This window comes from Sorangium sp. So ce836 (genome assembly GCF_028553905.1).
GTDB lineage: Bacteria > Myxococcota_A > Polyangia > Polyangiales > Polyangiaceae > Sorangium > Sorangium cellulosum_D.
Map to the genome: position 1 here is coordinate 2,138,290 of NZ_CP102233.1, position 13,498 is coordinate 2,151,787.

10 protein-coding genes are annotated in these 13,498 nt (G+C 74.0%); 5 read left to right on the forward strand and 5 right to left on the reverse strand.

Annotated features, from left to right (window positions below; all coding sequences use genetic code 11):
* The first annotated feature begins 133 nt into the window (after window positions 1-133).
* Both NQZ70_RS07740 and NQZ70_RS07745 read left to right on the forward strand, forming a co-directional pair.
* A complete protein-coding gene (locus NQZ70_RS07740) occupies window positions 134-1,237 on the forward strand; it encodes a hypothetical protein (RefSeq protein ID WP_237245129.1) in 1,104 nt (367 codons plus the stop codon).
* 139 nt (window positions 1,238-1,376) lie between these two features.
* On the forward strand, window positions 1,377-4,022 hold the full coding sequence (locus tag NQZ70_RS07745) for a HEAT repeat domain-containing protein (RefSeq protein ID WP_129573644.1): 2,646 nt from the start codon (window positions 1,377-1,379) through the stop codon (window positions 4,020-4,022).
* Between the two features lie 4 nt (window positions 4,023-4,026).
* On the opposite strand, the gene NQZ70_RS07750 is transcribed toward NQZ70_RS07745, so the two are convergent.
* Both NQZ70_RS07750 and NQZ70_RS07755 read right to left on the reverse strand, forming a co-directional pair.
* On the reverse strand, window positions 4,027-4,659 hold the full coding sequence (locus NQZ70_RS07750; protein ID WP_129573645.1) for a hypothetical protein: 633 nt from the start codon (window positions 4,657-4,659) through the stop codon (window positions 4,027-4,029).
* A complete protein-coding gene (locus NQZ70_RS07755; RefSeq protein WP_237245130.1) occupies window positions 4,659-5,735 on the reverse strand; it encodes an AAA family ATPase in 1,077 nt (358 codons plus the stop codon). The genes NQZ70_RS07750 and NQZ70_RS07755 overlap by 1 nt, the downstream gene beginning before the upstream one ends.
* 79 nt (window positions 5,736-5,814) lie before the next feature.
* Between NQZ70_RS07755 and NQZ70_RS07760 the strand changes: the two genes are divergently transcribed.
* The gene (locus tag NQZ70_RS07760) at window positions 5,815-6,264 is read left to right on the forward strand and encodes a hypothetical protein (RefSeq protein WP_129573647.1); all 450 of its coding nucleotides are present in this window, start codon (window positions 5,815-5,817) and stop codon (window positions 6,262-6,264) included.
* Window positions 6,265-6,322: 58 nt separating this feature from the next.
* Here the strand turns inward: NQZ70_RS07760 and boxB are convergent, their stop codons facing one another.
* Together boxB and boxC are read right to left on the reverse strand one after the other, a co-directional pair.
* Window positions 6,323-7,771 carry a benzoyl-CoA 2,3-epoxidase subunit BoxB gene (boxB, locus tag NQZ70_RS07765; protein WP_129573648.1) on the reverse strand — a complete coding sequence of 483 codons (1,449 nt, stop codon included), beginning with the start codon at window positions 7,769-7,771 and terminating at the stop codon, window positions 6,323-6,325.
* Window positions 7,768-9,507 carry a 2,3-epoxybenzoyl-CoA dihydrolase gene (gene boxC, locus NQZ70_RS07770; RefSeq protein ID WP_129573649.1) on the reverse strand — a complete coding sequence of 580 codons (1,740 nt, stop codon included), beginning with the start codon at window positions 9,505-9,507 and terminating at the stop codon, window positions 7,768-7,770. Before boxC ends, boxB begins: the two co-directional genes overlap by 4 nt.
* Window positions 9,508-9,595: 88 nt before the next feature.
* Between boxC and NQZ70_RS07775 the strand changes: the two genes are divergently transcribed.
* Both NQZ70_RS07775 and NQZ70_RS07780 read left to right on the forward strand, forming a co-directional pair.
* Window positions 9,596-10,474, forward strand: a complete 879-nt coding sequence (locus NQZ70_RS07775) for a shikimate kinase (RefSeq protein ID WP_129573650.1) — start codon at window positions 9,596-9,598, stop codon at window positions 10,472-10,474.
* Window positions 10,475-10,503: 29 nt separating this feature from the next.
* Window positions 10,504-12,180, forward strand: a complete 1,677-nt coding sequence (locus NQZ70_RS07780) for a glycogen synthase (RefSeq protein ID WP_408022424.1) — start codon at window positions 10,504-10,506, stop codon at window positions 12,178-12,180.
* Between the two features lie 85 nt (window positions 12,181-12,265).
* Here NQZ70_RS07780 and NQZ70_RS07785 read toward each other — a convergent pair whose 3' ends face one another.
* A complete protein-coding gene (locus tag NQZ70_RS07785; RefSeq protein WP_129573652.1) occupies window positions 12,266-13,468 on the reverse strand; it encodes a DUF3829 domain-containing protein in 1,203 nt (400 codons plus the stop codon).
* Between the last annotated feature and the right edge of the window lie 30 nt (window positions 13,469-13,498).

Here is a 13,498-nt window from a genome sequence, read left to right on the forward strand (position 1 = left end):
GCTCGGCGCTCCCGGGCGCGTTCCAGCAGGTCGCCGCCGCGCTGGAGGCCGGCGGCTCAGGCAGACGCGACAGGAGGGGACCGCGCCCGGGATCGCCGCGAGCGGGGCTGCCCGTGTACGTCGGAGGAAGTGGATGAGAAGCGACGTTCTGGGACTTGGTCTTCTGGCTGTTGGGGGGATGCTCTGCGGCGCCGGGCTCCCGGGCGCGCCGGCCGTCTCCGAGGCGAGGGCAGAGCCCGCGCAGGTGGCGGTGTCGGCCGCGCAGGCGACGGGCGCGGCGGTGCAGGCGGCGGGGGCGGCCGCGCCGGCGGTGACGGGGCCCGCCTGCAAGCTGAAGGGGACGGCGCCGGTGAGCAAGGGCGCCCGGCTCTACGACGCGCCGAGCGGCGGCCGGACGATCGCGAACTTCACCGGCGCGCTGGTCCCGATGACGCTGAGCGCGATCCCGGCGGACCCGCCTTCCGGCCGGGCGAGGCTGAGCACGTCGGACAGCGGGCCGGCGCTGCGGATCGACGGCTACATCGCGCCCTCGGACGTCGCGGCCTACACGACGCGCGACATCCCGGTCATCCAGGGGCACATCTGGATCTCGAGCGCGCAGAAGGTGAAGCTCGTCGCGGCCACGGGCGACTCGCTGCGCGCGGAGCTCTCGATCTCCGGGTCCGAGGGGCAGACGGCGCGGGCCTCGGCCTCGTGCGACGCCTTCTCGCTGCAGCGCGGCGTCCCCGCCAAGATGGAGGTCCCCGGCAGCGCCCGCGGCTACCTGATGAAGACGTCGACGATCGAGCTGTTCGATCGCCCGAACGGCGACGTGATCTTCACGCTGAAGATGCTGGAGGGGGCGGCCCAGCTCTTCTGGAGCACCGAGGCCAAGAACGGGTTCGTCCACCTGATGTCGCGGGGCGATCTCACGATCGACGCCTGGGGGCGCCTCAAGGACCTGGAGGCGCTGAAGAAGGGCGAGCTGATGGACCAGTACATCCCGCCGACGACCGCGGTGGCCGGCGCGCAGCTCGCGCTCGACAAGGCGCCGCCGATCGTGAAGGCGACGCGGTCGATCCCGGTGCGCGCGCGGCGCGACGAGAAGGAGAAGCCGGTCGGCGAGATCGAGGCCGGCGCGGAGATCTACCTGCTCGAGACGGTCGCGGGCTGGACGAACGTGCTCCCGAAGACGCTCGGGATGACGCCGCCGGACGAGGGCGGCTTCTGGATCCCCGCCTCCGAGACGCCGAAGTAGCGAGGGCGCGCGGGCCCGCGGCGGAGCGCGGCGGGGCCGACCGGGCGACGCGCCGCGGCGCGGCCATGGGCCGCGGCGCCCTGCTCGAGGCGCTCAACTCTCGAGAGCTCGGCCGCCCGAGGCGACTAGGATGGCGCGCATGAGCCGTTCGCCGTTTCGTTCTCGGCGGCCTCGCGTCGGCGCCGCCGTCGGGGTGCTCGCAGCCTCCTCGACCCTCCTCGGTAACGCCGCCGCGCAGGTCGCGCCCGTGGTGCTCCCGCACGCGGCGGGCCAGCAAGCGCTCGCCGTCCGCATCGACCCCGGCGGCATCACCGCCCGCGCCTGTCCCGCTGCAGCCGCGTGCGCGCCCGACGGCGGCAAGGTCCTCGCCGTGCCGTCCGAGGTCGCGCCGCTGCTCGGCGGCGCGCGCGTCGTGCCGATCACGCTGGCCGACGGCAAGCACCTCGCGAAGATCGAGGCGCCGGCCGCGGGCAAGCCGGCGCCCGCGAGCGCGCCGGGCGCCGCGGGCGGCAGCTGGGCGATGCTGGTCGCCGCGCCGCTCGCCGGGAAGGGGACGGAGCCGATCGTGCTCTGGAGCGGCTGGACGGGCGTCGCGACCGGGGAGCACGGCGAGGGGAGGAGCGACGCGGTGGTCGTGGAGCCGCTCGGCAGCGGCAGCCGCGTGCTCGTCGGGCAGCTGCGCGAGGACGTGACGATCTGCGGGCGGCCGGCGCTGGTCGGCGCGAGCGAGGTCGATCCCCGGACGATGACGCTCCTCAAGGGGGCGAGCTTCCAGAACCTCCCGGCCGAGGAGCGCCGCGCCGCGGGCAAGCTGGTCGCGGAGCGCCGCGAGGCCGACGCGGCGGCGCCCGCGTTCCGGCTGCTGCGCCCGACCGCGGCGTCGAGCGCGGTCGGCAAGCGCTTCGCGGAGATCGCCGACGGCGACCCGAAGACCGCGTGGTCCGAGGGTAAGGCGGGCGCGGGCCGGGGCGAGTTCGTGTCGTTCTCGTCGGCCGACGAGGTCGGGATCACGGGCCTCGGCCTGCGCATCAAGCCCCAGGACGGCGTCGACGGCGGCGCGGCGCCGCGCACGCTCTTCGTGGCGACGCCCGATCGGCTCTTCCAGGTGAGCCTGCCCGAGGACGCGTGGGCCAAGGAGTCCGCCGGCTACGAGGTGAAGCTCCCCGAGGAGATCAAGGCGTCGTGCCTCGCCGTCGTCCTCGACGAGGCGTACGCGCCGCGGGGCGCGGGCGACCGCGGCGCGCCGTCCGCGCCGGAGGTGCGCGTCACGATCGCCGAGGTCACGGCGCGCACCGCGTTCGACGGGCAGGGCTCGGGGGCGCTCGTGGGCGCGCTCGCGGGCGGCGGCGAGCGAGCCAGGGCGGCGGCGGCGCTGCTCGCGCGCAGCGGGCCGGAGGCCGTCGAGGCGGCGATCGCCGGTTACGACAAGCTCGACGCGGCGGGGAAGCAGCTCGCTCGCGGCGTGATCGACACGGCGCCGTGCGCGGTGCAGATCCCGTTCTTCACCGCGCGGCTCGCGTCCGGCGCGGCGGCCCCCGCGTCCGGCGCGGCGGCGGCCGCGCGGTCTACGTCCGCCGCGCCAGGGCGCGCCCCTCGCGCGGCGGCGCCCGAGCCCGATCCGGAGCTCCACCACGCGCGCGATCGCATCCGCCGCTGCGGGCGCGCGGCCGCGCCGGCGCTCGCGGAGATCGTGAAGGGGGGCGCCGCCGCGGCCAAGGTGGCGGCGGCCCGCGAGCTCGCGCTCGTGGCGCCGGCCGAGGCGATCCCGGCGCTGCTCGACGCCCTCGCCGGGGCGCGCGGCGCGACGCGGCGGGATCTCCGGGCCGCGCTCGCGCTGGCGGCGCGGAGCGAGCGGGCCGCGCCCGTGGTCGAGGAGGAGGTGCAGATCGATCGGCTCCGCGCCCGCCCGGAGGCCGCGCAGCTCGATCTGCTGCGCGCGCTCGGGCCCGCGCTCGGGCGGGTGAAGGGCGGCGGCGCGGCGTTCCAGGCGCTCGCCTCCGCGGCGCCCGCGCCCTTCGAGCGGCGCTACCTGCTGCAGGCGCCGGCCGCGGCGCTCGCCCGCGCCGGCGAGGCGCCGGCGGAGGCGTACCTCCGCGCGTCGCTCCGGAAGGACGCGGACCCGCACGTGCGCCTCCGCGCCGCCGGGGTCGCGGCGGAGGTGCCGGCGCTCGCGCAGGATCTGCTCGCGGCGGCCTCCGATCCGGACGTGCGCGTGCGCGAGGCGGCCATCGTGGCGCTCTCGCGCGCGGCCTCCGCCGGCGTGAAGCTGCCGGCCGGCGTGGCCGAGGCGCTCGCGGCGCGGCTCGCCTCCGACCCGTGGACGTTCATCCGCGGCGGCGCCGCGCTCGCGATCGGCGCGATGCCGGCGACGCCGGCGGGCGACCGGGCGCTCGTCGGGGCGCTCGCCGATCGATCGCCCGAGGTGCGCCGAAACGCGCTCGACGGCCTCGGCGCGCACCGGGCGACCGCGCACATCGAGGCCGTGCGCGATCGGGCGGAGGACAAGGAGGAGGACGTCGAGGTGCGCGCGCGCGCGATCCTCGCGCTCGGGGCGATGTGCGACGCGAGCTCGGTCGACCTGTGGACGCGGCTCGCGCTGCGGGCGAAGGCGCCGATCGGCGAGCGCGATCAGCGGCTCGGCTCGGCGGCCCTCGCGGCGCTCGGGGCGGTGCACCCGGCCGATCTGCCCGCGCGCCTCAAGCCGCTGCTCGACAAGGACACGCCCCACGGCCTGCGCGAGACGGCGAGGGCCGCGCTGGCCGCGGCGCCGCAGTGCCGCCGGTGAGGCCTCACCGTGCGCCGCGGCCGGTCCGCCGCGGCAGCACCGCGCGGGCGCGCGCGAGCCACTCCGCGAGCGAGGTGGCGTCCGGGGGCACGGCGTCGAGGTCGGCGTCCTCCGCGACGCGCACCATGGCGGCGCCGTCGTCCGGCATCATGCCTTTCGCCGCGAGCATCGCCTGCGCCCTGAGCGGCGACAGCTCCTCGGTCGCCTTCTCGCCGAGGAGCGCGAGGATCCAGCCCTCGAGCGCCGGCACGGCCACGCCGCCGATCACCTCGGGCGGCGACGACAGGCTCGACGAGACGCGCCGGATGCCCTCCGCGATCGCCTCGCGTCGCGCCGGATCGCGGTCGATGTCGCGGGAGAACGCGAGGACGTCGCACCCGGCCTCCTTCGCGTCGAGGGCCGCGCCGAGCACGTGATGCGTGTCCTCGTGGGCCGCGCCGCGCGCCTGGTACTTCCGGATGCTCTTCCACTCGCGGGCGCCGCCGACGACCCACCCGTTCGGCTGGACGCGCGAGAGCAGCGTGAAGAGCACGCCGGGGTGCTTGTCCGACTGGTAGGCCGGCGCTCCGGCGCGGCTGCCGAGCTCGTTCTCGCCCTCGCCGACGAGGAAGACCCGGGTCCTCTCGAGCGGCTTCATCACGGCCGCGCGCCTCCGCCGAGGAGCGGCGCCTCGTCCGCGCCGTTGGCGTAGCTGAGCCAGAGCTCGCCGAGCGCGTACACCCGCGCCCGGTCCTCGAAGCCCGGCGTGTGCAGGATGCGCGTGGCCCTCATCCCCTGCTCGCCCGCGCGCGTGACGACCGTGACCTCCTCGGGCTGGAGCTCGTTCACGACGAGCGGGCTGTGCGTCGCGAGGAGGACCTGGGTCTTCTCGGAGACGAGCCGCAGCGCGCGCATCACGTCGGCGATGCGTGCGGGGTGGAGCCCGTGCTCGGGCTCCTCGACGAGGAGCAGGGGCGTCGGATCGAGGTGCGGCAGCGCCGCGAACGCGAGGTAGTAGAGCATGCCCTCGCTCATCAGCGCGGCCGGCACGACGCCGCCGCCCTCGAGCTTCACCCCGATGGCCTTCGTGGTGGAGCTCGGGTTGGCGAGGTGGATGCTGCGCACGCTGGGAAACAGGCGGGTGAGCTCCTCGTTCAGCTCGATGTAGGCCGACAGGTCGCGGCTGATGACGGCGTCGTAGAGGGCCGGCAGGCCGGTGCCGCGCTCGTCGGCGAAGCAGAGCGGATGCCCGTCGGGGATCAGCGGGTGCGGGGCTCGCAGCGCGTCCGGGTCGAAGCGGAGCATCTGCGTGCCGCGCAGGGCCTGGACGATGTCCGGGGCGGGGCGCTCGGGGCTCGGCCCGCCGCTCACGTCGTCGTCCTCGTCCGCGTCGTCGAGCAACGAAGGGGGCTCCAGGTCCCTCGGGAACGACGTCGAGCGGACGCGCCCCGCGGCGTCGAGCTCCACGCGCCACGTCGTGGTCGCCGCCGACACCTCGAACACGGCGCCGCCGAGCGCCCTGCTCGCCGGGGCGCCGCGCCCGAGCGGGTCCGGCGCCGGCGCCCCGAGCGCCCGCTCGAGGACGGAGGAGAGGGTCCGGAGCGCTCGCAGCACGGTGCTCTTGCCGCTGTCGTTCGGCCCGATGAGCGCGTGCAGCGGCGTGAGCTCCAGGGTCGTATCCTGGACGCAGCCGTAGCCCTGGATGCGGAGCTGCTCGACGTAGGGTCGGTCCATCGAGGTCGACGCCAGCATACCCGCGCGCGCGCCGGCAAGAAACTTGGCCCGTCGTCGCCGGCCCCTCTACGCCGCGGTCATGCGCCGCCTCCCGTCGATCGCGCTCCTCGTCGTCGCGCTGGCCTTCCCCCTGGCCGGCGTCCTCGGCGCGCGGCACGCCAGCGCCAGCGTCGCTTACGCGTCGCCCTACACATTCGAGCAGACCTTCGGCACGGCGCTGCGCCTCGTGCGCGTCGATCTCGGCTTCAAGATCGTCGAGAAGGACGTCGCGAGCGGCTACCTGCTCTTCGAGTACAGGAGCCCGGAGAGCGGCGGCAGGGCGACGCAGGGCGCGATCGAGGTCGTGAACGGCGGCGCCGGCGTGCACGTCGCGGTGCAGCTCCCCGCGATGCCGCAGTACCACGAGCAGGTGCTGCTCGACGCCCTCGTGAAGAAGCTCGCCGCCGAGCACGGCGATCCGCCGAAGAAGGCGCCGCCGCCGCCCGCCGACGCGGGCGCGCCGCCCGCCGACACGGGTATGGCCCCCTGAACACTTCGTCCCTGCTCCCGCGCAGACCGTAGGCCCTCCGAGGGCCGGGCAGCTCGCCCTAGCCGCTGCGCCGCACGTATTCGAAGTCGACGGGCTTGCCCTTGAGCCCCTTCGCCGGCGCCGCGATCCAGTTCGCCATCTGCTTCGGATCGAACACCGGCTTCTCCATCAGGCTCTTCACGTACGCCTCGTCGCTCGCGGTCGGCAGCCACGCGTCGCGCCGGCGCTCCCACTCCTCCTTCGAGAGCGGGTTGCCGTCGACGTCGAAGTGGAGCCCCGCGTAGATCCCCGAGCTCCGGTGGAACCGCCGGCTCGGCAGCCGCAGCCTGAACGGCACGCCCGCCTCCTCGATCACCCGGTTCATCTTGTCGATCCCGCGCTGCGAGTCGCTCACGTACTCGTCGCGCAGCACCTCGTTCATCGCGTTGCGGAGCGGCACCTCCTCGCGCCGCCACCCGGCCACCGCGCCGCCGGCCGCCGCCACGGGCACGTGCGGCACGTCGATCACGTACACGCCGTCGATGGCCCGGTGATCCTCGTACGACTCCTCCTTCGCGCGGCCCTTCACGCTCGACGCGAAGAACGACGCGGCGTTCGAGGAGATCTCCCCGCCGAACAGATCGAGCGACAGCGAGTACCAGAGGTTCAGGTATTTCTGCATCATCGGCAGATCGATGCCGCCCTCGGCGCGCGCGTCCTCGTTCTTGTTGCGCTTCATCAGCTCGCACGTCCGCTGGACGATACGGAGCAGGCCCGTCTCGCCGACGAACATGTGGTGCGCCTCCTCGGTCAACATGAACCGCGTCGTGCGCGACAGCGGATCGAAGCCGCTCTCCGCGAGCGCGAGCAGCTGGTACTTGCCGTCGCGATCCGTGAAGTAGGTGAACATGAAGAACGAGAGCCAGTTCGTGCACGGCTCGTTGAAGGCGCCCAGGATCCGCGGCTTGTCCGGATCGCCGCTCCGCCGCTCCAGGAGCGCCTCCGCCTCTTCCCGCCCGTCGCGGCCGAAGTGGCTGTGCAGGAGGTACACCATCGCCCAGAGGTGCCGCCCCTCCTCGACGTTCACCTGGAACAGGTTCCGCAGGTCGTAGACGCTCGGACAGCTCTGGCCGAGCAGCCGCTGCTGCTCCACGCTCGCCGGCTCCGTGTCCCCCTGCGTCACCACCAGCCGGCGCAGCATGTTCCGGAGCTCCCCGGGCACCTCCTGCCACGCCGGCTCGCCCAGGTGATCGCCGAAGCCGATCTTCCGGTCGGGCACCCGATCCGCGAGGAAGATGCCCCAGCGGTACTCGGGCATCTTCACGTAGTCGAAGTGCGCCCACCCCTCGTGGTCGACGCTGATCGCCGTGCGCAGGTAGATGTCGTCCGCCTGGAACCCCTCGGGCCCCGTCTCCCGCCACCAGTCGAGGAACTTCGGCTGCCACGCCTCGAGGGCGCGCTGGAGCTTCTTGTCCGACGCGAGGTCGACGTTGTTCGGGATCCGCTCCGAGTTGATGACCGCGCTCACGTCCGCCTCCAGTCGAATTCGGGGCGCTCCGGGCGCCCGTACATGGTCAGCGCGCCCCGCTGGCCCACCGCGTTGGGGCGCTGGAAGATCCAGTTCTGCCAGGCCGACAGCCGGGAGAAGATCTTCGTCTCCATCGTCTCCGGCCCGCAGAAGCGCAGGCTCGCCTCCATCCCGGTGAGCGCGTCGGGCGACAGGCTCACGCGCTCCTCGATCGCGAGCCGCACCTCGTCGTCCCAGTCCATCGCGTCCGGCGCGAAGGTGCAGAGGCCCTCCTCCAGCGCCTCCTCGGCGGACAGGAGGCCCGTCCGCTCCTTCAGCGCGGCCACGCGCTCCGGCGCGCCCAGGAAGCGCGACGCGAGCCGCGTCAGCCCGTTCGACATCGCGAGCGGACCGAAGCTGAGCGAGCTCAGCGCAACCGTCGCGGGAGACGCGCCCGACGCGTCGTCTCCGCCGTCCAGCATGTAGGACCGATCCGCCGCGAGGGCGAGCTCGAACAGGCTCCCGGCGAAGCACGAGCCGGGCTCGATCAGCGCGAACACGCTGCGGGCCGTGAGGTCGAGCCGCTTGAGCACGCGCCGCATGTGGAGCAGGACCTCCTTCGCGAACCAGTCGCCCCGGGCCGCCCACAGCGCCTCGTCCGCGGCCCGCACCGCGTCCGGCGAGCCGGCCGTCCTGAGGAGGACGAGGCCCACCGTGGGGTGGTTGAAGCGGAGGTCGAGGAGCGCGTCGTCGAGCTCGCGGAACGCGCGGAGCGCCCACAGGTCCGCGCCCGCCCGGCGCATCCCGGCGGCGTCCGACGGCCCCTCGCCGTCCGGCCCGAGCACGCGGATCTCCGCCGTCCGCGCGGCGCGGTCGACCTTCAGCGAGACGTGGCGGTAGTCGCAGGTCGACGCGTCGCCGTCCTCGGCGCGCCGCGGCTCGAGCGGCGCGAGCTTCACCCCGGGCCCCGGCCGGTCCGGCGTCGCCGCCGCGAGCTCCGCGGCGCGCTGAGCCACCGCCTGATCGAAGCGGCTCCTCGGGATCGCGCGATCGACGAGCCCCCACTCCTGCGCGCGCTTGCCGCGCACCCCCTCGGCCAGCGTCGAGAACACGTCCGCGAGGTCGCGCCGCACCTTGCGCTTGTCCACGAGCCGCGTGAGCCCCCCCGTGCCCGGGAGCACGGCGAGCAGCGGCGTCTCCGGGAACGACACGGCGCTGCTCCCGTCGTCGCAGAGGAAGATCTCCTCGCACGCGAGGGCGAGCTCGTAACCGCCGCCCGACGCGACGCCGTTCAGCGCCGCGAGGTAATGCTGCCCGCTCTCGGAGCACGCCTCCTCGAGCGCGAGCCGCGTCTCGTTCGTGAACTTGCAGAAGTTGACCTTGAACGCGTGCGGCGACGACCCGAGCATGTAGATGTTCGCGCCCGCGCAGAAGATCCGCGGCTGCGCGCTGGTCACGACCACCGCCTTCACCTCGGGGTGCTCGAAGCGCAGCCGCTGCACGATGTCCGCGAGCTCGATGTCGACCGCGAGATCGTAGCTGTTCAGCTTCAGCTGGTAGCCGGGCCGCATCGGCGCGTCCTCGTCGACGTCCATCGCGACGCGCGCGATCGCCCCCTCGAACGAGAGCTTCCAGTGCCGGTACCGGCCCGGCTCCGCCTCGAAGCGGACGGGCGAGCCCTCGCCGGATGAGCCCTCTTCCCGGGCTCTGGTCTGCGGCGAAGGAGCCGCGGAAGGAGAAGAGGTGGTCGCTTCCATACCGACGAGCCCACCACCGCGCTGGCCTTCAGTCAAGCAGTATAGTTCTTGATGGATAGGCTATTATGAAATATATTGCACTATAGAGATGCCACCCCGCCAGACATCGCCTCGGGAGCGCCCCGGGCAGGGCCCGGAGGCCGCTGCGGGCGACGCCGGCGCGTCGCTGATCCTCGCGCACCTGGCCGGGCGGCTCCGGCAGCGGCGCCAGGAGCTCGCGCTCACGCTGCGCGAGCTGGCTGAGCTCGCCGGGGTGAGCGAGCGCTTCCTGGTCCTGCTCGAGAGTGGGCGGGCGAACGTGTCCGTGGTGAAGCTGGAGGACATCGGCCGCGCGCTCGGCACCTCGGCCGCCGCGCTGCTCGCGGCGGGCGAGCTCGCCCCGGAGGACGCGCCGCGCGGCCCGGCCTCCGGCGAGGCGGGGGCGGGCGGGGTCCTCGTCGCGCTGCTCGGCCTGCGCGGGGCCGGCAAGACCACGATCGGCGGCCGCGCCGCGGCGCGGCTCGGGGTGCCCTTCCGCGAGCTCGACGGGCTCGTGGCCGCGCGCGCCGGGATGAGCCTCGCGGCGCTGTTCGAGATCCACGGGAACGCCTACTACCGCCGCCTGGAGCGCGAGGAGCTCGCGCGGCTCGCCGACGCCCGCGCCCACGGGATCATGGCCACGGGCGGGGGCCTCGTGACCGATCCGGCGACCTTCGAGCGGCTGCGGCGCTGCGCGGTGACGGTCTGGCTGCGGGCGAAGCCCGAGGACCACTGGCTGCGCGTGGTCGAGCAGGGGGACGCGCGCCCCATGGCCAACCGGGCCGACGCCATGAAGGAGCTCCGGGCGCTCTTCCAGGCGCGGCGCGCGCTCTATGAGCGAGCCGACTTCGTGGTGGACACGTCGGCGCTCGGACTCGCCCGCTCTGTCGATCGCGTGGTCAAGATCGCTCGTGAAGCTGGTAGAAGGGACGCGACGCGCTCGCCTTGAACAGGGGCGCGTTCCCCCCTCCCATGTCCATGCCGCGCATGAAAATTCTCTTCGTGGTGTCCGAATGCGTCCCCTTCAGCAAGACCGGCGGCCTCGCCGACGTGGCGGGCGCGCTGCCGATCGCGCTCGCCGCAGCGGGCCACGACGTGCGCGTCGTGATGCCGGCCTACCGGGTCGCCAAGCGTTACCTCGCCCGCCAGATCGAGCGCGCCGAGCAGCAGGCTCGGGGCAGCGCGGCGGTCGCCACGCCGGCGGTGGCCGCGGCGGCCGCCGGCGCGGCGGCCGACGTTGCCGACGCCGCTCCCCCGGCGGACGCCGCGCCGGCCGAGGCGCCGGCCGACGCGGCGGCGATCGCCGCTCCGCAGGGCGGGGACGCGCCGGCGCCGGCGGAGCGCTTCATGCCGCGCCGGCTGCCGGAGCCGCTCGGCATCCCGCTCGGCACGGGCGAGGTGTGGACCGCCGTCTGGGAGACGCGCCTCGATCCCGAGACCCCCGGCGCGCCCGCGCCCCGCGCGTACCTGCTCGAGCACGACGTGCTCTACGACCGCGACGGCATCTACGGGGACGCGCACGGCGAGTTCGGCGACAACCTCGCCCGCTACGCGCTCCTGTCGCGCGGCGCGATGCAGCTGTGCCACGCGCTCGGCTTCTGGCCGGACGTCGTCCACGTCCACGACTGGCAGACGGCCCTGGTCCCGCTCTACCTCAACGTCCTCGAGCACCGGTCGCCGCTCGCGCGCGCCGCGTCGGTCCTGACCATCCACAACCTCGGGTACCAGGGCTGGTTCAACAAGCATCAGCTCCCCACGACGGGGCTCGGCTGGGATCAGTTCCACAGGTTCTGCCTGGAGGCGTACGACAGCATCAACCTGCTCAAGGCCGGCATCTACAACGCCACGCTCGTCTCCACGGTCTCGCCCAGGTACGCGCAGGAGATCCAGACGTGGGAGGGCGGCGAGGGGCTCGACGGCGTGCTCCGGGATCGCGGCACCGACGTGATCGGCATCCTCAACGGCATCGACGATTCCATCTGGAGCCCCGCGACCGATCCCCACATCGCGGCGACGTACTCGGCCGAGGACCTGAGCGGCAAGCGCCTCTGCAAGGCGGCGCTCCAGCGCGAGATGGGCCTCGAGGAGCGCCCCGACGTCCCGCTCCTCGGGCTCATCAGCCGCCTGGCGACCCAGAAGGGGATCGACATCCTCGCGGGCGCGCTCGACCACATCCTCTCGCTCGACGTCCAGCTCGTGGTCCTCGGCTCTGGCGAGCGCTGGGCCGAGGACCTCTTCTCGCGGATCGCCGGATCGAGCGACCGCTTCCGTGTCTACGTGGGCATGAACGAGGGGCTCGCCCACCGCATCGAGGCGGGCGCCGACCTCTTCCTCATGCCGTCGCGCTACGAGCCCTGCGGCCTGAACCAGCTCTATAGCCAGCGCTACGGGACGCTGCCGGTCGTGCGCGCCGTCGGCGGCCTCGACGACACGGTCGAGAACAACGTCACGGGCTTCAAGTTCGAGGAGATGTCGTCGATGGCGCTCGGGAACACCGTCGCGTGGGCGGTGCACCTCTACCGCGCCGACCCGGCGTATTTCCGGACGATGCAGCTGCGGGCGATGAAGAAGAACTCCGGCTGGGCGCAGGCGGCGCGGCAGTACGAGGCCCTCTATCGCCTCGCCATCTCCCGCCGCACCGGCCGCCCGTTCTGATCGCGCCCGCGCCTCCGGAGGGAGGCGCGGCGCGATCGGCGGCCGCGGGCGCGCCTCCCTTGCGGGGAGCGCCGCCCGCGGCGCGCTACTCCTTCTGCGGCTCGGCGGCGGGCGCGGCGGGCGCCGCCGGCTGCGCGGCCCCGGCGGCCTCGCGCGTCGCCGCCTGGCCCTTCGCCATGAGCGAGCGCGAGAGCGCCCGGTGCTTGCCCTCGACCACCGACACGAAGCTCGTGACGACCGGCAGGAACAGGGCGGGGGAGGAGATCCCCTGGTCGGTCAGCTTCGGCTCCGCCGCCTTCACGTCGCGGATGAAGCCCTCGAGCGCGGGGGCCATGATCTTGGCCCACGGATCGGTCTGGTGGCTCGTGCCGTGGGCCTTGAGCGCCGCCGTCGACGTCTCCACCTTCTGGAGCGAGGTCTTCGCCGCCGCGGGATCGACGTTCTTGCTGGCGAGGATCACCATGAGCGCGCGCGCGTCCTCGAGGGCCGTGATCGCCGCTTTCTGGCCGTCCTCCGCCTTCGAGAGGTCGGGCAGGTGCGACGCGTGCCACGCCGACACCGCGAGGCCGAGCTTGTCGGAGTGCGCGTCGAGCTTCTGGAAGTCGGCGATGAGCTTCGCGTGGAGCTCCTTGCCCTTCGCGAAGCTGTCCTTCTTGTACTCCTCGCGCTGGTAGTAGTTGGCCGCCGTGGCGATGTTCTTCGCGAGCTCCGTCGCGAACGGCGCGTACTCGGCGAGCGCCGCGTCGACGTCCGACATGGCCGGCTCCTTGAGGCTGAGCGCGACGGTGCAGGCCCGCGCGTTGCGCTCGTGCGGGGCGCGCGCGCTGAAGTTGAACGGCCGGCGGTCGTCCTTGCCGGGCGGCGTCGGCCCGGCCTTGGCGACGCCGGCGGCTGCGCTGCCGGACGCCGCGGCCGCGCCGGGCACGGGCGGCTTGGCGGGGAGCAAGCCCTTCGGGGCGTCGCCGGCCTTCGCCAGGTCCTCGGTGCCGAACTTCGGGATCTTCTTCTCGCTGGGCTCGTCCTTGCCGAGGCTCGCGAGGTACGCGTCGCGGGCCTGTTTCAGCGAGAGCGTCCCGAAGTAGCAGACGTCGACGCGGTACTCCTTCATCGACTGCGGGTCGACCTTCGCGATCGGCGACACGGGCGTCCGCAGGTTCTTACCCTTGTTCGCCGCCGCGGAGCTTGCCGGCTGCTCCGGCTGGGGGGGAGGCGGGTCCTCCTTGCAGCCGGCGACACCGCTGGCGACGAGCACGAGCGCGATGGAACAGAGAGACCTGACGGAAATCATTCGGTGTGCCTCCTCGGCTGGCGCAGGAAC